This is a genomic window from Paraburkholderia steynii, assembly GCF_900100565.1.
GTDB classification, from domain to species: Bacteria; Pseudomonadota; Gammaproteobacteria; order Burkholderiales; family Burkholderiaceae; genus Paraburkholderia; species Paraburkholderia terrae.
The window spans coordinates 122,989-141,313 of the sequence record NZ_FNDI01000022.1 but is presented as its reverse complement, the minus strand read 5'-3'; the positions used below and the strand labels follow the sequence as shown (position 1 = coordinate 141,313).

At 63.9% G+C, this 18,325-nt stretch carries 18 protein-coding genes; 14 read left to right on the top strand and 4 right to left on the bottom strand.

All coding sequences use genetic code 11. From position 1 onward, the window contains the following. Positions 1 to 21 precede the first annotated feature (21 nt). The 10 genes from BLT65_RS32110 to BLT65_RS32065 all read left to right on the top strand — a co-directional run bounded on the left by BLT65_RS32110 (position 22) and on the right by BLT65_RS32065 (position 10,352). Positions 22 to 558, top strand: a complete 537-nt coding sequence (locus BLT65_RS32110; RefSeq protein WP_079491296.1) for a VOC family protein — start codon at positions 22 to 24, stop codon at positions 556 to 558. Beyond that, entirely contained in the window at positions 555 to 1,892 is a 1,338-nt protein-coding gene (fahA, locus tag BLT65_RS32105) for a fumarylacetoacetase (protein ID WP_091785618.1), read from the top strand. Before BLT65_RS32110 ends, fahA begins: the two co-directional genes overlap by 4 nt. 3 nt (positions 1,893 to 1,895) lie before the next feature. Next, entirely contained in the window at positions 1,896 to 2,660 is a 765-nt protein-coding gene (locus BLT65_RS32100; protein ID WP_091785615.1) for an alpha/beta fold hydrolase, read from the top strand. Positions 2,661 to 2,727: 67 nt separating this feature from the next. Next, positions 2,728 to 3,531, top strand: coding sequence for an FAD binding domain-containing protein (locus BLT65_RS32095; protein WP_091785611.1), 804 nt, complete (start codon positions 2,728 to 2,730; stop codon positions 3,529 to 3,531). 27 nt (positions 3,532 to 3,558) lie between these two features. Beyond that, a complete protein-coding gene (locus tag BLT65_RS32090) occupies positions 3,559 to 4,020 on the top strand; it encodes an SRPBCC family protein (RefSeq protein WP_091785609.1) in 462 nt (153 codons plus the stop codon). 33 nt (positions 4,021 to 4,053) lie between these two features. Further along, entirely contained in the window at positions 4,054 to 4,563 is a 510-nt protein-coding gene (locus tag BLT65_RS32085) for a (2Fe-2S)-binding protein (protein WP_091785606.1), read from the top strand. Continuing rightward, on the top strand, positions 4,560 to 6,911 hold the full coding sequence (locus tag BLT65_RS32080; protein ID WP_091785603.1) for a xanthine dehydrogenase family protein molybdopterin-binding subunit: 2,352 nt from the start codon (positions 4,560 to 4,562) through the stop codon (positions 6,909 to 6,911). Before BLT65_RS32085 ends, BLT65_RS32080 begins: the two co-directional genes overlap by 4 nt. After that, positions 6,901 to 7,626 carry an enoyl-CoA hydratase/isomerase family protein gene (locus tag BLT65_RS32075; protein WP_091785601.1) on the top strand — a complete coding sequence of 242 codons (726 nt, stop codon included), beginning with the start codon at positions 6,901 to 6,903 and terminating at the stop codon, positions 7,624 to 7,626. The genes BLT65_RS32080 and BLT65_RS32075 overlap by 11 nt, the downstream gene beginning before the upstream one ends. A gap of 41 nt (positions 7,627 to 7,667) precedes the next feature. After that, positions 7,668 to 9,233: a UbiD family decarboxylase gene (locus BLT65_RS32070; protein ID WP_091785596.1), complete on the top strand. Its 1,566-nt coding sequence runs from the start codon at positions 7,668 to 7,670 to the stop codon at positions 9,231 to 9,233. Positions 9,234 to 9,419: 186 nt separating this feature from the next. Next, a complete protein-coding gene (locus tag BLT65_RS32065) occupies positions 9,420 to 10,352 on the top strand; it encodes a LysR family transcriptional regulator (RefSeq protein WP_007584573.1) in 933 nt (310 codons plus the stop codon). Positions 10,353 to 10,370: 18 nt separating this feature from the next. Here the strand turns inward: BLT65_RS32065 and BLT65_RS32060 are convergent, their stop codons facing one another. After that, positions 10,371 to 11,402, bottom strand: a complete 1,032-nt coding sequence (locus BLT65_RS32060) for an XdhC family protein (RefSeq protein ID WP_091785593.1) — start codon at positions 11,400 to 11,402, stop codon at positions 10,371 to 10,373. A 78-nt stretch (positions 11,403 to 11,480) separates the two neighbouring features. Continuing rightward, positions 11,481 to 12,389: a transcriptional regulator GcvA gene (gene gcvA / locus BLT65_RS32055; protein ID WP_091785590.1), complete on the bottom strand. Its 909-nt coding sequence runs from the start codon at positions 12,387 to 12,389 to the stop codon at positions 11,481 to 11,483. Between the two features lie 97 nt (positions 12,390 to 12,486). Between gcvA and BLT65_RS32050 the strand changes: the two genes are divergently transcribed. After that, a complete protein-coding gene (locus BLT65_RS32050; RefSeq protein WP_091785586.1) occupies positions 12,487 to 13,326 on the top strand; it encodes a DMT family transporter in 840 nt (279 codons plus the stop codon). Between the two features lie 183 nt (positions 13,327 to 13,509). Then, a complete protein-coding gene (locus BLT65_RS32045) occupies positions 13,510 to 14,430 on the top strand; it encodes an AEC family transporter (RefSeq protein ID WP_091785582.1) in 921 nt (306 codons plus the stop codon). Positions 14,431 to 14,439: 9 nt separating this feature from the next. On the opposite strand, the gene BLT65_RS32040 is transcribed toward BLT65_RS32045, so the two are convergent. Together BLT65_RS32040 and BLT65_RS32035 are read right to left on the bottom strand one after the other, a co-directional pair. Next, positions 14,440 to 15,072 (bottom strand): DsbA family protein, encoded by a 633-nt coding sequence (locus tag BLT65_RS32040; RefSeq protein WP_091785579.1) that lies wholly within the window; start codon positions 15,070 to 15,072, stop codon positions 14,440 to 14,442. Between the two features lie 158 nt (positions 15,073 to 15,230). After that, positions 15,231 to 15,962, bottom strand: a complete 732-nt coding sequence (locus BLT65_RS32035; protein ID WP_091785577.1) for a FadR/GntR family transcriptional regulator — start codon at positions 15,960 to 15,962, stop codon at positions 15,231 to 15,233. A 255-nt stretch (positions 15,963 to 16,217) separates the two neighbouring features. On the opposite strand from BLT65_RS32035, the gene BLT65_RS32030 reads away from it, so the two are divergent. Continuing rightward, entirely contained in the window at positions 16,218 to 17,324 is a 1,107-nt protein-coding gene (locus tag BLT65_RS32030) for a mandelate racemase/muconate lactonizing enzyme family protein (protein WP_091785574.1), read from the top strand. Positions 17,325 to 17,369: 45 nt separating this feature from the next. Continuing rightward, the gene (locus BLT65_RS32025) at positions 17,370 to 18,311 is read left to right on the top strand and encodes an AEC family transporter (protein WP_007733848.1); all 942 of its coding nucleotides are present in this window, start codon (positions 17,370 to 17,372) and stop codon (positions 18,309 to 18,311) included. Positions 18,312 to 18,325 lie beyond the last annotated feature (14 nt).

Here is an 18,325-nt window from a genome sequence, read left to right as displayed (position 1 = left end):
ACCGCATTACAAGGAGACACCGTGTCCAACTCCAGCCCGGCGCCCGTGCTCGGCCTGCATCATTTTGCGTGGCGTTGCCGCGACGCCGAAGAAACGCGCCACTTCTACGAAGACATTCTCGGCCTGCAGCTCGTCCATGTGATCCGCCTCGACCGCGTGCCGAGCACGGGCGAATACTGCCCGTACGTACACGTGTTCTTCGAAATGGCCGACGGATCGAACATCGCGTTCTTCGATCTCGGCGATGCGACGGCTGCCTTGCCTTCGCCGAACACGCCGTCGTGGGTCAATCACATCGCGCTGCGTCTCGAAACGCTCGAACAACTCGAAGCGATGAAAGCGCGCCTGATCGAACACGGCATCGACGTGCTCGGCGTCACCGATCATCATTTCGTGCGCTCCATTTATTTCTTCGATCCGAACGGACTGCGCGTTGAGCTGACCGTCCCGGTTGCGCCCGTCGAAGAGCTGGCAGGCTATAAAATGCGAGCTCGGCCGGCGCTCGACGCCTGGACCGCTGAAAAAGATAAAGCAGTATCGGAGACACGCCCCGCATGAGTGCCCTGAACATCACGCACGATCCGGCGCGGCGAAGCTGGATCGAATCGGCGAATGCCGGCGACACGGATTTCCCCATACAGAATCTACCGTTCGGCGCGTTCGTGCGCGACGGCGAAACGCGCACGGGCGTGGCGATTGGTGACCGCGTCGTCGATCTGCGCGCGCTGCACGATCTGGCCCTGCTCGATGGCGATGCGGCGACCGCCTGCGCGTCGGCCTGTGACAGTACGCTGAACGCGTTGATGGCGCTCGATGCGCGCCATGTGAGCGCGCTGCGCGCCGCGCTGTCGGATCTGCTGAAACACGATGCGCCCGCGCGCTCGCGTCTCACATCGTCGATCGACGCCGTGCTGCCGCTCGCGGCCGACGTCGAATTGACGCTGCCGTGCGCGATCGGCGATTACACGGACTTTCTGACCTCGCTGCATCACACCGAGCGCCACGGCCGCTACAAAGGTCTCGCCGATCCGCTGCCCGTTGCTTTCAAGTCGCTTCCGATTGCCTATCATGGCCGCGCTTCGTCGTTGCGCGTGAGCGGCGGCGACGTCCGGCGTCCATACGGCCAGTTCCGCGACGCCGACGGCAACGTGCGTTTCGGCCCTGCGCCGATGCTCGATTTCGAACTGGAACTCGCGGCCGTGATTGGTCGTGGCAATGCATTGACGCGCCCCATTGCGATCGACGACGCGCGTAATCACGTCTTCGGCTACTGCCTGCTCAACGACTGGTCGGCCAAAAGCATTCAGTGGTTCGAACAGGTACTGGGTCCGTTCCTCGGTAAAAGCTTCCATTCCAGCGTGTCGCCGTGGCTCGTCACGGAAGAAGCGCTCGCGCCGTTCCGCAAGGCCGCGCCTTCGCGCGCAGCGGGCGACCCCGCGATCCTGCCGCATCTTCGCGGGTCGCACGATCAGCAAAACGGCGGCCTGCATCTGGACCTGTACGCACATCTGTCCACCGCCGCGATGCGCAGCGATCGCATGTCCGCCATGCAGATCACGCACACGCATCCCGACAATCTGTACTGGACCTTTGCGCAGATGATCGCGCATCACACGAGCAACGGCTGCAATCTGCGCACAGGCGATCTGCTCGGCAGCGGCACGATTTCGGGCGCCAGCGACGCATCGCGCGCGTGCCTGACGGAACTCAGCGAAGCGGGCAAGAAGCCGCTCGCGCTGCCGAACGGCGAATCGCGCATCGCCCTCGAAGACGGCGACGAGATCGTGTTGAGCGCGCGTGCCAGCTCGCCGGGTGCCGTATCGATCGGCTTCGGCGAATGCCGCGGGCGTATCGCTGCCGCGCTGCCGTATCCACACGCCGGGGAGCACTGAATCATGACGACGCTCAACGGCTTCCAGCAGTTCGGACACGGTCCGCACAAGGTAATCGCGCTGAACGGCTGGTTCGGCAGCTCGGCCGACTGGCATGCGCTCACGCCCGCATTCGATCCCGAACGCTTCTCCTATGCGTTCTTCGACTATCGCGGCTACGGGCTTTCGCGTGATATCGACGGCGCGTTCACGTTCGACGAAGTCGCGCGCGACGTGCTCGCGCTCGCGGATCATCTCGACTGGCAGCGCTTCAGCCTGATCGGCCATTCGATGGGCGGCATGGCGATGCAGCGCGTGCTGCTCGCCGCGCCCGAACGGGTCGTCAAAATGGCGGGCGTGTCCGCCGTGCCCGCGTGCGGCTCGCGCATGGACGAAACGCGCGTCGCGATGTTTTCCGCCTGCATCGACGACGTGACGAAACGCGCAGGCATCATTCACTTTTCGACAGGCAGCCGGCTCGCCTCGCCATGGAGCACGCATCTCGCGCAACTGTCGCTGCGCGACTCGCGGCGCGAAGCGTTCGCGGGCTATCTGCCGCAATGGGCCACGGGCGACTTCGCCGCGCAGGTCGACGGCAATCGGACGCCCGTGAAGCTTTTCGTCGGCGAGCACGATCCGACCATCACGGCAGACCTGATGACGCGCACGTGGCTCGCGTGGTATCCGAACGCCACGCTGGAAACGCTGCGCAACGCGGGACATTACGCGATGTACGAAGTGCCCGTCGCACTGGCCACTGCGTTGGAGAACTGGCTCTCGGAGCCGTAACAGGCCATCGCGGTCAACACAGAAGTCCGGCATGCGCGAAGACCACACGCATGCCGCAGGAGACAGCATGTACGAAACGACTTATCTGCGCGCAGCGTCGCTTGCCGAAGCGGTCGCCTGGTTGCGCGAGCATGACGAAGCGCGGCCACTGTCGGGCGGCATGACGCTGATCCCGACACTCAAGCAACGCCTCGCGGCGCCGTCGCATCTGATCGATCTCACGCGAATCGGCGAACTGCGCGGCATCGAAGTACGCGGCGACACGCTGCATGTCGGCGCGCTGATGAAGCACGCGGAAGTTGCCGCATCCGATGTCGTGCGCGAGGCGATTCCCGCGCTCGCGCATCTGGCCAGCGTGATCGCCGATCCGCAGGTGCGCAACCGCGGCACGATGGGCGGATCGGTCGCGAACAACGATCCGGCAGCGGACTATCCGTCCGCCGTGCTCGCACTGAACGCGCACGTCATCACGTCGTCGCAGCGGCGCATTCCCGCCGACGACTATTTCATCGACACATTCGAAACCACGCTCGAAGCCGACGAACTCGTCACCGCGATCGAATTCGCCATTCCGCGCCGCGCCGCCTACGCGAAGTACCGGCATCCCGCGTCGGGTTATGCGGTGACGGGCGTGTTCATCGCACAGTACGACGATGCCGTGCGTGTGGCCGTGACGGGCGCGGGCGCGTCGGTGTTCCGCTGGTTCGATGCGGAGGCCGCGTTGCAGCAGGACTTGTCGGAGGCCGCGCTCGCGTCGCTGTGGATTGACCGCGACATGCTGCCCGACGACGCCAACGCGTCGGCATCGTACCGCGCGCATCTGATCGAAACCTATACCCGCCGCGCGTTGCAAGCGCTGCTCGCGTCGTAACGACGTCGCTCAAATCAGGAGAACAGGATGGAATTCACCGGATCGCAAACCATCGCGGCATCGCGCGAACAGGTATGGCAAGGACTTAACGACGCGACCGTGCTGCAGGAATGCATTCCCGGCTGCGAAGCATTCACGGCGGAAAACGAAGACGCGTACAAGGCCGTCGTGGTCGCCTCCGTCGGGCCCGTGAAAGCGCGCTTCAAGGGCACGCTCGAACTGTCCGAACGCGATGCGCCGAATGGCTACCGGATTGTCGGCCAAGGCGAAGGCGGCATCGCGGGCTTCGGCAAGATGACGGCGACCGTCACGCTCGCCGATGCCGAAGACGGCACGCTGCTCACTTACGTGGCGGAAGCGCAGGTCGGCGGCAAGCTCGCGCAGATCGGCTCGCGGCTCGTCACGTCGGTAGCGAACAAGCTGGCCGCCGAGTTCTTCAAGCGCTTCAACGCGACGCTCAGCGCAGCGAACGAACCCGCCGCCGAATGAGCACGCTGCATGAACGGGAAAGACAGGTGAATCATGGTTGAAGTCCAACTCCAGGTGAACGGCACGGACGTCTCGCACAACGTGCCCGACAACACGCTGCTCGTCGAATTTCTGCGCGAGCATGTGCGGCTGACGGGCACGCATGTCGGTTGCGATACGAGCCAATGCGGCGCGTGTACCGTTCATCTCGACGGCAACGCCGTCAAGTCCTGCACCGTGCTCGCCGCCCAGGCGAGCGGGGGACAGGTCGTGACCGTCGAAGGTCTGAGCGCGCAATGCGGCGGCAAGCTGCACCCCGTGCAGAACGCGTTCGTGCAGTGCCACGGCCTGCAGTGCGGCTTCTGCACGCCCGGCATGATCATGGCCAGCGCGTTCTATCTGCGCCAGGAACCGGCGCTCGACGTGGCGAGCATCAGTCACGCGCTGGAAGGCAACATCTGCCGATGCACGGGCTACGTGAACATCATCGAAGCAGTGCGTCACGCAGCACGCGAGATGTACCCCGAGGCGCCATTCGCGAAGATGGAGGAACACGCGTCATGATCGGCAAACCGATACCTCGCGTCGAAGACCAGCGCTTCGTGACGGGCAACGGCCAGTACACCGACGACATTCGCGTCGATGGCCAGTTGCATGCGGCCTTTCTGCGCTCGCCTCATGCGCATGCTGGATTGCGTTCTGTCGATATCAGCGCCGCGCAGGAAGCGCCCGGCGTGATCGCCGTGCTGGTCGGCCAGGACTATCTCGACGACGGCTTTCAGGGCGTCGACCATGTGCCGAATCCCGTCGATGCCGTCGACGCCACGAAGAAAGCCTTCCTCACGTCGCTGACGGGCTCGATCTTCAATCAGTTTCATATCCCGCTGCCCGTGGACCGCGTGCGCTACGTCGGCGAGGCGATTGCGATGGTGATCGCCGAAACGCCGTTGCAGGCGCGCAATGCGTCGGAGCTGATCGCGGTCGATTACGACGTGCTCGATGCCGTCATCAACGGCGCGGACGCGATGCAGCCCGACGCGCCACAACTGTGGGACGGCGCGCCCGGCAACCTGTGCTTTCAGACGCAGATCGGCGACCGCGAAGCCGCGCGCCAGATTCTCGCGGAAGCTGATCACGTGATCCGCCGCGAGTTTCATCACAGCCGGCTCGTCAATTGCCAGATGGAACCGCGCAGCGCGATCGGCATGCACGACGCGGCCAACGATGTCTACACGCTGATCTCCGGCAGCCAGGGCGCGGTGCGCCAGCAACTAGTGCTCGCTGCGGCGCTGAAGGTGCCGCCTGCGCGGATGCGCGTCGTCTGCCCCGATACGGGCGGCGGCTTCGGGCCGCGCTCGTTCGTCTACGTCGAGCAACTGGCTGTGGTGTGGGCGGCGCGCCGCATCGGAAGACCGGTGAAATGGACGAGCGACCGCAGCGAAGCATTCCTGTCCGACTATCAGGGGCGCGACGCGATCATCCGCTCCGCAATCGGTTTTTCGAAAGACGGCCGCATTCTCGCCATCGACAACGAATGGATCGGCAACGTCGGCGCGCATACGGTGTCCTACGTGCCGATGTCGAACGGCACGCGCATCATGACGACCGTCTACGACGTGCCCGTAGCCGCCGTGCATGTCAGTGCCGTCATGACCAACACGGTGCCGACTGCACCCTATCGCGGCGCGGGCCGGCCCGAAGCGACGCATGTGATCGAACGCATGCTCGATCTCGCTGCCGCCGAACTCGGCATCGACCGCGCGGAAATTCGCCGGCGCAATCTCGTCACGCATGACAAGCTGCCGTACCGCAGCCCGATGGGTCTCACGTACGACAGCGGCGAATTCGAACGCAACATGGCGCGTGCGTTGACGCTCGCGCAGTGGGACAGCTTCGAGGAGCGCCGCGCGCAATCGCGCGCGAATGGCCGCTTGCGCGGCATCGGGCTTGCGAACTACATCGAGTCGCCCGTCGGCGCGCCGCGCGAGCGCATCGAGTTGACGGTGCGCGCGGACGGCAGCGTCGATATCGTGTCGGGCACGCAGTCGACGGGCCAGGGCCACGAAACCACGTTCGCGCAGGTCATCGCGCATCAACTCGGCGTGCCGATGGAAGCCGTGAAGCTGCGCACGGGCGACACGGCCTTCGTGAGCGTCGGTGGCGGTAGCCACTCGGACCGCACGATGCGCCTCGGCGGCATGCTGCTCGTCGACACCGCGCAGCAGATCATCGCGACGGGCAAGCAGGTCGCCGCCGCGCTGTTTGGCGTGGACGCATCCGCAGTCGAGTACGCGGATACGTCGTTCACCGCGTCCGCTTCGGGCAAGCGGATCAGTCTCGCGGAAGTCGCGCATCAGGTCTCGAAGGACGGCGTGCCCGGCGATCCATCGATGAGAAAGCTCTACGCACACGCCGAAGTCAACACGCGTGTTCCCGCGCATCCGACGGGCGCCGCGATCTGCGAACTCGAAGTGGACCCCGATACGGGCATGGTGGAACTCGTGAACTACACGTCCGTCGACGACGTGGGGCAGCCGATCAATCCGCTGATCGTCGAAGGCCAGGTGCATGGCGGGCTCGCGCAGGGCATCGGCCAGGCGCTCTCGGAAGGCTTCTACGTGGATCGCGAGACGGGGCAGGTGCTGACGGGTTCGTACATGGACTACGGCATGCCGCGCGCCGGCGTGATTCCGCCACTCAATGTGGAACTGACGGAAGACCCGACGCATGGCAATCCGCTGCGCGTGAAAGGCGGCGGCGAAAGCGGCATCACGCCCGCCACAGCGACGATTTTCAACGCGCTGGCCGACGCGCTGCGCGAGTACGGCAACGACGAACTCGCGATGCCCGCCACGCCAAAAGTAGTCTGGGAATACATTCATCGCGCTCAAGGAGGCGCACATGTCCACTGAATCCGTCGCAATCCGCCGCAAGGGCGCGCTGCTCGACATCGTGCTCGACCGGCCCGAGAACGGCAACCTGATCGATCAGCCGATGAGCGATGCGATCATCGCCGCCGTCACCACGATCGATGACGATACGAAGCTCGTGCGTATCGTCAGCAGCGGCAAGGACTTCTGCAAAGGCCGCCAGTCGCCGATGCCGCCTCAAGGCGCCAAGCCGTCGGCGGAAACGTTGCGGCGCGTGGTCGCCGCGCCGCCGCTCGCGCTTTACGACGCGTTGAAGGCCGTGCGCGTGCCCGTGCTGTCCGTGGTGCGCGGCGAGGCGATCGGTGTCGGCTGCGCGCTGGCAGGCGTGTGCGACGTCGCGCTCGCCGCCGACGACGCCGTCTTCCAGATCCCCGAAATGGAACGCGACATTCCGCCGACGCTGGTCATGTCCGCGCTGATCGGGCGCGTTCCCGTGAAAACGGTCGCGCACATGGTGCTGAGCCGCGTGCGGCTGTCGGCGCAGGAAGCGCTCGTTGCAGGTCTCGTGAGCCGTGTCGTGCCCGTTGCGTCGCTCGACGACGAAGCCGATGCGCTCACCGACACGCTGCTAGGCTGCAGCGCCGTCACGCTGCGCGCCGTCAAGCAGTTCCTGCATCTCGCGCCCGACATGCCCGCCGCGGGTTCGAGCGGCTTTGCCGCGCACCTCGCGGCCACTGCGCTGTCAGCACGCTTCTGAGGGCGCGCATCACGTAGCGCCCTGCACATAAGGACACGACATTGAGACCCAAGACAGCCATTCATTCGACCGCGCAAGGCGCGGAACTGCCTGACCTCGAACGCTTCCGACTGCGGCGCTTTCTCGCGTCGCTCGACGACACGGAACTCGAACGTCGCGACGAGCCCGTCGATCTCGCCGATATCGCCCGCATCATGGAAGGCAACCCGCGCGCGGTATGGTTCCAGCAGCCGGCGGGCGGCACGGTGTCGCTCGCGGGCAGCGTTGCGGCAAGCCGTACGCGCCTCGCCAAAGCCTTCGACACCACGCCCGCGCAACTGCTCGAAGTCGTGCGCGACCGTCTGCGCAGCAAAGGCAAACTCGTCGAAGTGCGCCGCGAAGAAGCGCCCGTGCAACAGGTCGTGCTGACGGGCGACGAGTGCGACTTCACCGCGCTGCCCGTGCATCTGCAGCACGATCTGGACGGCGCGCCGTATATCTCCGCGTCGATCGACTTCGCGGTCGATCCCGACACGGGCTGGACCAACGTCGGTATTCGCCGTCTGATGCTGCGCGGCCGGCGCACGGCGGGCGTCGATCTCGTCGCGCCGTCGGATCTGCGCGCCATCGCCATTGCCCACGCGAAGCGCGGCGAGCGGCTGCCGATCGCGTTCGCCGTCGGCACGCATCCCATCGACCACGTCGGCGCGACGATGCGCATTCCCGCCGACGAACTCGAACTCGTCGCCGCATTGCGCGGCGCACCGATGGGTGTCGTCAAATGCGTGACCAACGATCTGCTCGTACCCGCCGACGCGGAGTTCATCCTCGAAGGCTATCTGGATGAACGCGGCCACGCGGAGCCGGAAGGACCGTATGGCGAATTCCTCGGCTACTACGGCGGCATCAAGACGAACCCGGTGTTTCATCTGACGGCCATCACGCATCGCAAGGATGCCGTGTTCCAGACATGCACGATCGGCGGCCGCACGATGGCGCGCACCGATACCGCTCAACTCGCCGCGCTGCGCACGGAAGTGACCGTCTGGCGCGCACTCGAAACAGCGGTGCGCGAGATCAAGAGCGTGTATGCGAGCCCCGCGACGGGCGGCATGTTCAACGTGCGCGTCGCGATGCAACAGCGCGTGCCCGGCGAAGCGCGCAACGCGATCGCCGCCGTGTTCGCGTCGCTTGCGAACGTCAAGCATGTGTTCGTCGTCGATCCCGACATCGACATCTACTCCGACGAGCAGATGGACTGGGCACTCGCGACGCGCTTCCAGGCCGACCGCGATCTCGTGATGCACAGCGGCATGCGCGCGATGCCGCTCGATCCTTCGCTCGACGGCGCGACGGTGACGGCAAAGGTGGGCTTCGATCTCACGCTGCCGCTGCTGCGTCCCGGCGAGGAGCGCGATCTCGAACACCGCGTGCCGACGCCGCCCGCGTTCACGGGCGCGCGCTTCGACTCGCTCGAAGCCGCCCTCACAGATGGCCCGAAGCGCTTTACCGAGCTGATGTCCGCAACGGGTACGCGCGATGGCCGCGAAATCGTGCGCTGGCTCGAAGATACGGGCGCCACGCGGACGATCGTCCGTGATGACGAAGGCCGGTACGCATTCGCGTAAAAACCGCCGTGCCCGCCCGCGCTTTCGCTTGAAACACGCGCGGTTGCAACGTTTGCGCGGCATGATCCGCCGCCGCGTCACGGCGGCAGCGTGCCCGCGATCGGGTCTTGTCCCGGTCGCGGACACGCCTGCACGGCGATAGAATCCGGGCAGCCCTACCGTGCCCCGCCTCAAGGATCGCCGTCGATGAACCTGTCCCTCAAACAACTCAAAGTCTTTCTCGGCGTCGCGAACGCATCGAGCTTCACGAAGACCGCGCAGAGCATGCATTTGAGTCAGGCCGCGCTGAGCGCGATCATTCGCGAACTCGAAACCCAGCTCAACTGCCGCCTGTTCGAGCGCACCACGCGCACCGTCGCGCTGACGGAAGCGGGCCGCCTGTTCTACCCGACGGCGATGAAGATCGTCGAGACGCTCGAAAAATCCGTGATCGAGCTGAACGAGCTGGGCCGGCAAAAACAGGCCTCGTTGCTGCTGGGCTGCACGCCGATGATCGCCGCGAGCCTGATGCCGCAAGTGCTCGCGCGCTTCGCGGAGACCAACCCCGACGCGCAGATCGAACTCGTCGACCGTCCGCCGGGCGAACTGCTGAAGATGGTCGAGGAAGGCGATCTCGATGCTGCGTTCGGGATTTTCTTTTCGCAGCTTTCCGGCATCGATCGCGTGCCGATCTTTCCGACGCGACTCGTCGTGGTCTCGTCGACGATGGAAAGCGCGCATGGCATCGGCAAGGTGCCGCGCGACGGCGTGCAATGGCGCGCGCTCGAAGGGCTTCCGCTCATCACGCTGCCGAAGGACAACCCGTTACAGCGCCTGATCGAGGCATCGTTGTCGAAAGAAGAGGTGACGACAGGCCGCCGGACGGTGATCGGGCATCTGCAGACGGCGATTGCGATGGCGCACGAAGGACTCGGCGTCGCGATCATGCCGTCGTTCTGCGAGCACATTTGCCGGCACTACCAGGTACGCATCGACGTGATCCGGCCGGAAGTGGAGTTTTCGTTTTACCGGATCACGCGCAGCGGACGCGACACGCTCGCGGCGCTCGATCAGTTCACGGAGATGTTCGCCGCCGCCGCGCAACTGAGTCCATTTGATACGGCGGCTAACGCGAAGTAGTTCGCTTCGGAGCGTGCGTCAGGCGAAGCATGCGAGCTCTGAATCGACGATGGATGACGCCGTGCCCTGCGCGCTCTTTGCCGCGCCGACCTGCAACGACGGCGGCATGATGACGCCGTTCTTCACGGCCGTGACTTCGGCGAGGATCGACACCGCGATCTCAGGCGGCGTTCTGCTGCCGATATAAATCCCAACCGGCCCATGCAGCCGTGCGAGTTCCGTCTCGGTGAGATCGAACTCCTTGAGTCTTTCGCGCCGCGCTGCGTTATTGCGCCGTGAGCCTAATGCGCCGACATAAAACGCAGGCGTTTTCAACGCTTCCATCAGCGCGAGATCGTCGAGCTTTGGATCATGCGTGAGCGCGATCACGGCGCACCGTTCATCGAGCTTCATATCGAGCACGGTATCGTCGGGCATCGTACGAACGATTTTCGTGCCGGGCACGTTCCATTCGTCCGTGTATTCTTCGCGCGGATCGCACACCGTCACCTGATAATCGAGCCCCACGGCGATATTGCACAGATAGCGCGACAGTTGCCCCGCGCCGATCACCAGCATCCGGTAACGCGGGCCGTGTATCGTCAATAAATACTTGCCGTTGAACTCGACGCCGTCGGTTGCTTGCGCGGGATTCAAACGCGCGATACCCGTTTGCATATCGAGTGCGCGCGCAACGAGCCGTCCGTCTTCAACGGCATCGCATAGTTCAGCAATGCCACTCGCCTTCGTCAAAGGCTCCAGCACGAGCTGGATCGTGCCGCCGCACGGCAAACCGAAGCGATGCGCCTCTTCCGCCTTGATGCCGTATTTAACGACTTCGGGCTCCGTCTGCTCGATTCCGCGCTGACGCACGCGATCGATCAGATCGTCTTCGATGCAGCCGCCCGATACCGAGCCGACCACCGCGCCATCGTCGCGCACAACGAGCATCGCGCCTTCGGGACGCGGCGACGAGCCCCACGTCTTCACCACAGTCACAAGCAGCGCGCGATGTCCCTGTTCGAGCCAGCGCACGCTGGACTTCAACACTTCGAGATTGACACTGTCCACTATCGACACCTGATCGCCATGAGTCTCCGACAGGCAGTGTATGCGCCGTACACGGCAACGTGAATCGGCAAATCTGGATCACGTCATCGAAAATGCCGAAGAATCACTGCCCTCCCGTTCGAGCCATGCGCAAAACGTGATGACCAGTTCATCCGTCGACTTCGCATCCGGAACGTAGGTGCAATAGCTGCGCGACGGCAAACGCGGATGTTCGAACGGCATGACGAGCCGGCCCGTGGCGATATCGTCGGCGACCAGCGCTGTCGGGCCCATTGCAATGCCGATGCCATCGACGGCAGCCTGCAGCGCGAGGAAGAAGTGATCGAACGTGAGGTTGGCAGCGGGTACGAGTGCGGGCATCGCTACCTTCGCCAGCCAGTTCGGCCAGACTCGCGGCAGACTCGACGTGTGCAGCAACGTGTGCTGGCGTAGATCGTTGAACGTCCGAAGAGGAATGCGTTCAAGCAGAGCCGGACTGCAGACGGGAATCCTTTCCTCGGAAAGAAACGGCCGCATCGTGTATCCGTAGAACGTGTCCGGCCCGCCCCGGATGATCACGTCGTAAGTCTCTTTCAGGTTTTCCAGCGGTTCGTTCGACGTCTCCAGTATCACGTCGATCCCCGGATGCGCGTCACGAAAGTGCGCGAGCCTCGGCACCAGCCAGCGCAGCGTGAAGGTCGCCACGGCATTGACGGTCAGCGTTCGCGAAACCCTTCCCGCTACGCCGTATCTCGCGGTGGCCTGCGCGAGCTGCTCGAACACGGGGCCAACTTCATCGAGGTAAGCCTTCGCGGCCGGTGTAAGCTCGACGCGCCGGTTGTGCCGCTCGAACAGCGGCGCGCCGAGCCACTCCTCCAGGAGACGCACCTGCTGGCTCACTGCGCCATGAGTGACGTGCAATTCGGCGGCGGCTTCCTTGAAGCTGCCCAACCTTCCGGCAGCCTCGAAAGCACGCAACGCATTGAGCGGGGGCAAGGCTCGCTTCATTCGGGTTAGTTTATTTAACGCGAATGGCCAATTTATCTGGTTTGTCTGGCCGTCACAAGATAGATATTCTCCCGTCAGATACAGGAGAGTCGAAACCATGTCCACAGGCGTCATGCTGCTGGTGCTTTTCGCCGCGTTTCTTCATGCAAGCTGGAATGCCGTTGTAAAGTCCAGCCCGGACAAGTTTCTCGACATCGTATTCGTGACGTCCAGCGCAGCCGCTTTTTGCCTGGCCGCGCTGCCGTTCCTGCCGTTGCCAGCTGCGAGCAGCTGGCCCTACATCGCGGCATCGGGCGTGATTCACATCTTCTATTTCGTGCTGATCGGCGCGGCGTATCGCAGCGGCGACATGAGCCACGCGTATCCATTGATGCGCGGCGCGCCGCCGTTGCTCGTTGCGCTCGCAAGCGGTCCGATCATCGGCGAGCGGCTCACGATGGGCGAATGGAGCGGCATCCTGCTCATCTGCGCGGGCATATTGGGCCTGTTGTTCGTGACCCCGGCGGGCCACAGCACCGCGCGCACCAGCCGTTTCGCGCTCATGAACGCCGTCACCGTGGCGGTCTATACGCTCGTCGACGGAACGGGCGTTCGCATGTCCGGGAATCCTGCGTCGTACACGATGTGGATGTTCGCGCTTACCGCGCCGCCTATTCTCGTGTGGGCGGTCGCGCGTCGCGGCGAAGCCGCCCGGCGACATCTGCGCGCCCGCTGGCATCTCATGCTGTTAGGAGGCGCCTGCACGCTTGCCGCCTATGCGCTCGTGCTATGGGCGATGACGCGCGCGCCGATCGCGATGGTGGCCGCCTTGCGGGAATCGGCGATTCTCTTCGGCACCGCGATCTCCGTCTTCTTTCTCAAGGAGCGCAGCGGCTATGGCCGCTCGATTGCCGCCGTCGTCATCCTGTCCGGCGTGGTGACGCTCAAGCTGACTTGAAATACCGCGGAGGATCGCTCTCCGCCGACGTCCAGATCGACTACTCTTCTCTGGCGAGATCGTGCCTGCGGACTTGCCTTTTTGTCATTGGTCTAACGGTTGAGGATTGGCCCGGCACATCACCCGCGAAATCTTGCACACGCAACTGCATCCGGACGTCCCATCTACGCAGGGAGCGCCATCATGCACATCGCAAGTCTGATATTGCCGATCTTCGCGATCATCCTGACGGGCTGGCTCGCCCGCGTAGGGGGCTATCTGCCGCACACGGTCGCCGGGCCGCTGATGCAGTTCGCCTACTACGTCGCGATGCCGGCGCTCGTCTTTCTGACCGTCGCCAAAGAACCGCTCGAATCGCTTCTGGAGTGGCGCTTCCTCGCCGCGTTCGGCGCAGGCTCGCTGATCTGCTTCGCCGCCGCGCTCGTCGTCGCGCGCACCGTGTTGCACGCGAGTCTCGGGAAAAGCGCCATGCTCGGCGCGATCGTTTCGATGACAAACACGGGCTTCGTCGCGCTGCCCATCCTCAGAGCGCTGCAAGGTCAGCATGGCGTGCTCGCTGCGGCCGTCGCGACGGTGTTTGTCGGCGCAATCATGTTTCCCGCCCTCGTCGTGCTGCTCGAAGTCGATCAGCAGACGGGTACGCGCAAGATGCGCGGCGGCGCACTCGCGAAGCAGATCGGCACGAACCCGGTGATTCTTGCGACGATCCTCGGCTTGCTGTGGTCGGTCGGCGGGCTCACGCTGCCCGCGCCCGCTGTCACCTACCTCGGCATCCTCGGCGAAGCGCTGACGCCGTGCGCGCTGTTCGCCATCGGCCTCGACCTGTCGATCGACGAACTGCGCGGCCATCTGAGCCGCTACGCGTTGCTCGCGGCACTCAAACTGATTGCAATGCCGCTCGTCGTGTATGGCCTATGCGTCGCGGTCGGGCTGGACAGAACGACGACCCTTGCGGCAGTCATCTGCGCTGCCGTGCCCACGGCCAAGAGCGCCTACGTACTCGCGGTCGAGTACGACGTCGAGAAGACATCGACGGGCGCCGCCATTTCGACGACGACGCTGTTTTCCATCGTGACGCTGCTGGCGTGGCTCTACTTGCTTTAGACGCCGCTGCTATGCGGCCAGTGACTCGAGCGCCCGCGTGACCTGCCCGGCCGTTGCATAGCCCGAAGTGAGACGGCCAATCTTTCCGTCGACTTCAACGAACAACGACGGAAAGCCTTGCACGCCCAGGCGGCGCGTCAAAGCAAAATCCTGCTGCGCGGCATCGATAGCCTCGTCCGAGCTGAACACTTCGAAGAACGCATCGGCTGTCACCGCGATGCCTTGCTCCGCGATCGCCTTCGCGCCGATTTCCGCGAGCACCTCGCCATCCGTCGTATCGAGTCCGTCGACGTAAAACGCGCGTTGAAACGCACGGAACACCTTCAGCAGATCGACGCCGGGCGCAAGCATCCGCGCCGCCACGACAGCCCGGCAAACCGGCTCCGTATCGTAGACGAAGTCCTTGCGTGCCATCAGCGCTTCGCGGTTGAACTCTGCGCCGCTCATCTGCTCGACGCGCGCCCAATGTGTGAGCCTGAACTGTTTCGCTGCGTCATCGAGCACCTGGGTCGAGCCCGCCGCCATGCCGCCCACGACAACCTGAACTTCCAGATCCGGCATGCTTTGCGCAATCGCGCTCATTTCCTTGCCGAAGCCATAGCACCACGAGCACATCGGATCGCCGACAAATATCAGTTTCATACGCTGTTCCATCCTCATCTGATCAGGCGCGGCCCGGCGGGCCACGCGTATCAGTCGGCTACGCATCGCCGACGCACGGGCCGACTATACGTTCGACGCACGAAGACATGAACGGCGTGTGACTCACATCACTCTTTACACGGTGTAAATGCGCGGGCTCAGAAAAACGAAATGTCGTACCCGAACCGCGACGCGGCGCTCACGATATGTCGCCCCATCAGTTCGCGCGCAGCCGCGGCGTCTTTGTCGATGAACGCCTGAATCAGCGTCTCGTGCTCCGCGCGCGCCGTATTGGGGATCTTGCCGAACATCGGCCCTTGCCTCGCGAAGTTCGCCGCGATCAGCGGGCGCATCGGTTCGAGCACGATGCGGATCATCGCGGCGAGATAGTCGTTGCCCGACGCAGCCGCCACCGCGCGATGAAAGTCGAGGTCCGCGTTGACGGTGTCCGATGTCGGCGCGCCTTCGTAGCGCATCCGTTCGACGGCTGCCTGAATCGGCTTGAGCCTGCGCGGCGTCATGTGTACGGCTGCGAGCGCGGCGGCCTGGCTCTCCAGCACGGCCCGCACTTCGAACATGTTGCGGATCGTGTCGTCGCCTTCCAGCAGTTGCGAACTCACCGGCTGTAGCGGTTCGGACGGCTGGCGCGCCGCTGCGACGAACGCGCCGACTCCCTGGCGCGACTCGATCAGCCCTTGCGCACGCAGGCTCGCAATCGCCTCCCGAACCACATTGCGGCTGACCCCGAAGTTCTCGGAAAGAAAGTGCTCGGTAGGCAGACGGTCGCCGGGCTTCAGCCGCCCGGACGCGATCTCGTCGCTCAGCGAGCGTGTGATGTGCTCCGCGAGATGGGGCCGCCGTTCGACGCGCCGCACGTTGAGTTCGCTCATGGTCGTGTAAGGGCTGTTGCTTGTCTTCTTATTCTACATCCTGACTCAAACGCAGCCCTTCTCCGCGTGCAGCGCTTTATCCATAAGCACACGTAAATCCCCTGCCATCAAGCCCTATGTTGCGCGCCGCGCTCAAGTGATTTGCACAAAAGGAACAACTTGTTCACTTGAAGGACAACAGGATGTCTCATACCATGCAAAACATACGGCGGGCTTTCGCCGGTCCGCTCCGCAACCCGATCGAGGTACTTCCAGATGAAAATCGCCAGCATCGAAACCATTCCCCTGCGCATTCCCTTTACGACGGGCGGACCGTCGGCGGGCGGCGTGTGGGGACCCAAAGACCTGCAAGTGGTCGACTCGCTCGTCGTCAAGGTCACCACGGACGACGGCACTGTCGGCTGGGGCGAAACCTTCGGCTTCACGGCGATCCCTGCCGTGAAGCTCGTCATCGACGGCATGCTTGCGCCTGAACTGATCGGCCGCGACGTCGCGCTGCGCGAGAAGTCGATGTTCGAGTTGCAGACGAAATTCCACGTATTCGGCCGCAGCGGTGCGTTTATCTACGGCCTGTCGGCGATCGATATCGCGCTGTGGGACATCGCGGGCAAGGTCGCGAACCAGCCGGTTCATCAGCTTCTCGGTGGTGCCGAGGCGACGTCGCTGGCGTGTTACGCGAGCCTGATCCGTTACGCCGACCCGGAACTGGTTGCGCGCAACGTGCGGCGCGCGGTGGAAAGCGGCTACCGGCACTTGAAGCTTCATGAAGTCACCGTCGAAACCGTGCGCGCCGCGCGCGAAGCGGCGGGCCCCGACATCGAGATCACGCTCGACGTCAATTGCCCGTGGACGGTCCGCGAAGCGCTCGACATGACCGAGCAATTCCGCCCGTTCAATCTGCGCTGGATCGAAGAGCCCGTGTGGCCGCCCGAGAACTACGCGGGTCTCGCCACCGTCCGCAAGCAAAGCGGCATTCCTGTCGCGGCGGGCGAAAACGCGTCGACGTTGATGGACTTTCAGCATCTGCTCGAAGCCGGTTCCGTCGATTTCATTCAGCCCAGCCCAGCGAAGATGGGCGGCATCACGGAACTGCAAAAGGTCTTTGCACTGGCGAACGCGCACAACGTGACCGTCATGGTTCACACGTTCTACGACGGCCCCGGCCTGCTCGCGAGCGTGCATGCCAGCGCGGCGCTCGGCGGCCCGAAGTCGCTGATCGAATGGCGCTACTTCGACCTCGAAGCGCAGCTCTATGGCGACGCGATCATTCCGCGCAATGGCCGCATCGACGTGCCGCAAGGCCCCGGCCTCGGCATCGAGCCGAACGCCGATGTGATTCGCGACTATCGCATCAACCTTTAAACGAACACCGCTACGGCATCGCATAACAAAACTTGGAGTCAGGAGATGTTAGACAGGATTGTTGGTCCGCTTTTACCCGTTGCGTTTGTGATCGTGCTCGGCTTTATCGCCGGCAAGCGCAAACGTCTGAATCACTCGGACAGTCTGCTGATCAGCCGGCTCGTGCTCGGCTGGATTTTCCCGGCGCTGCTGCTGGTCGGCATGGCGAGCACGCCGCGCTCGCAGCTGTTCGACTTCAAACTGATTCTTGCGACGTTCATCGGCATCATGGGCATGTACACCATCGCGCTGTTGCTCGGCTGGTGGCGCTATCGCGAACTGAAGGCGGCGACGCTCAAAGGCTTCGTCAACGGCTATCCCGATGCGGCGTTCATGGGCATTCCAATCCTGCAGGCGATGTTCGGTCCTGGCAGCATTTACTCGGTGCTCATTCTCAATCTCATCGCCAGCCTCGTGATGATTCCGTTGACGACCATGCTGCTGACCGTCGCAAGCGGAGAAGGAAGCGGCACGCAGGCGTTTCTGGCGAGCATCAAGAGCGCCGTGCGCCGTCCGTTGATGTGGGCACCGGCGCTTGGCATTGTCTGCTCGCTGCTGCAGATCAAGTTTCCGCCCGTGCTCGCCGAAGCCTTCAATCTGCTCGGCAAGGCAACGCCAGGCGTTTCGCTGCTTTGCCTCGGGCTGATCATGTCGTCGGTCAAGCTGAAGCTGTCGAGCGAAGTCTGGGCCAACCTCGGGCTCAAGCTGTTCATTCACCCGCTGTTGATGTTCGCGGCGACTGTCCTGCTCGGCGTACACGGTCTCTACGCTCAACAGATGATCCTGCTGTGCGCACTGCCGTCGGCGACCATTCCCGCGATGTTCGCCAACGAAGCGGGTGCCTATCAAAGCGAAGCCGCGACGTCGATTCTCATCAGCACGGTGCTTTCGATCGTCACGTTCTCGGCGGCTATTTATCTCGTCGATGGTGGCCTCGCGGCTGCATAAAGACGCGTAGCGAA

What these genes read in the sequence shown, in the direction of transcription:
- BLT65_RS32050 (WP_091785586.1), top strand. Translation starts at nt 12,487, where the DNA reads ATGTCCACAGGCGTCATGCTGCTGGTGCTTTTCGCCGCGTTTCTTCAT.
- BLT65_RS32030 (WP_091785574.1), top strand. Translation starts at nt 16,218, where the DNA reads ATGAAAATCGCCAGCATCGAAACCATTCCCCTGCGCATTCCCTTTACG.
- BLT65_RS32095 (WP_091785611.1), top strand. Translation starts at nt 2,728, where the DNA reads ATGTACGAAACGACTTATCTGCGCGCAGCGTCGCTTGCCGAAGCGGTC.
- BLT65_RS32040 (WP_091785579.1), bottom strand. Translation starts at nt 15,072, where the DNA reads ATGAAACTGATATTTGTCGGCGATCCGATGTGCTCGTGGTGCTATGGC.
- BLT65_RS32085 (WP_091785606.1), top strand. Translation starts at nt 4,054, where the DNA reads ATGGTTGAAGTCCAACTCCAGGTGAACGGCACGGACGTCTCGCACAAC.
- gcvA (WP_091785590.1), bottom strand. Translation starts at nt 12,389, where the DNA reads ATGAAGCGAGCCTTGCCCCCGCTCAATGCGTTGCGTGCTTTCGAGGCT.
- BLT65_RS32075 (WP_091785601.1), top strand. Translation starts at nt 6,901, where the DNA reads ATGTCCACTGAATCCGTCGCAATCCGCCGCAAGGGCGCGCTGCTCGAC.
- BLT65_RS32045 (WP_091785582.1), top strand. Translation starts at nt 13,510, where the DNA reads ATGCACATCGCAAGTCTGATATTGCCGATCTTCGCGATCATCCTGACG.
- BLT65_RS32100 (WP_091785615.1), top strand. Translation starts at nt 1,896, where the DNA reads ATGACGACGCTCAACGGCTTCCAGCAGTTCGGACACGGTCCGCACAAG.
- BLT65_RS32065 (WP_007584573.1), top strand. Translation starts at nt 9,420, where the DNA reads ATGAACCTGTCCCTCAAACAACTCAAAGTCTTTCTCGGCGTCGCGAAC.
- fahA (WP_091785618.1), top strand. Translation starts at nt 555, where the DNA reads ATGAGTGCCCTGAACATCACGCACGATCCGGCGCGGCGAAGCTGGATC.
- BLT65_RS32080 (WP_091785603.1), top strand. Translation starts at nt 4,560, where the DNA reads ATGATCGGCAAACCGATACCTCGCGTCGAAGACCAGCGCTTCGTGACG.
- BLT65_RS32035 (WP_091785577.1), bottom strand. Translation starts at nt 15,962, where the DNA reads ATGAGCGAACTCAACGTGCGGCGCGTCGAACGGCGGCCCCATCTCGCG.
- BLT65_RS32025 (WP_007733848.1), top strand. Translation starts at nt 17,370, where the DNA reads ATGTTAGACAGGATTGTTGGTCCGCTTTTACCCGTTGCGTTTGTGATC.
- BLT65_RS32090 (WP_091785609.1), top strand. Translation starts at nt 3,559, where the DNA reads ATGGAATTCACCGGATCGCAAACCATCGCGGCATCGCGCGAACAGGTA.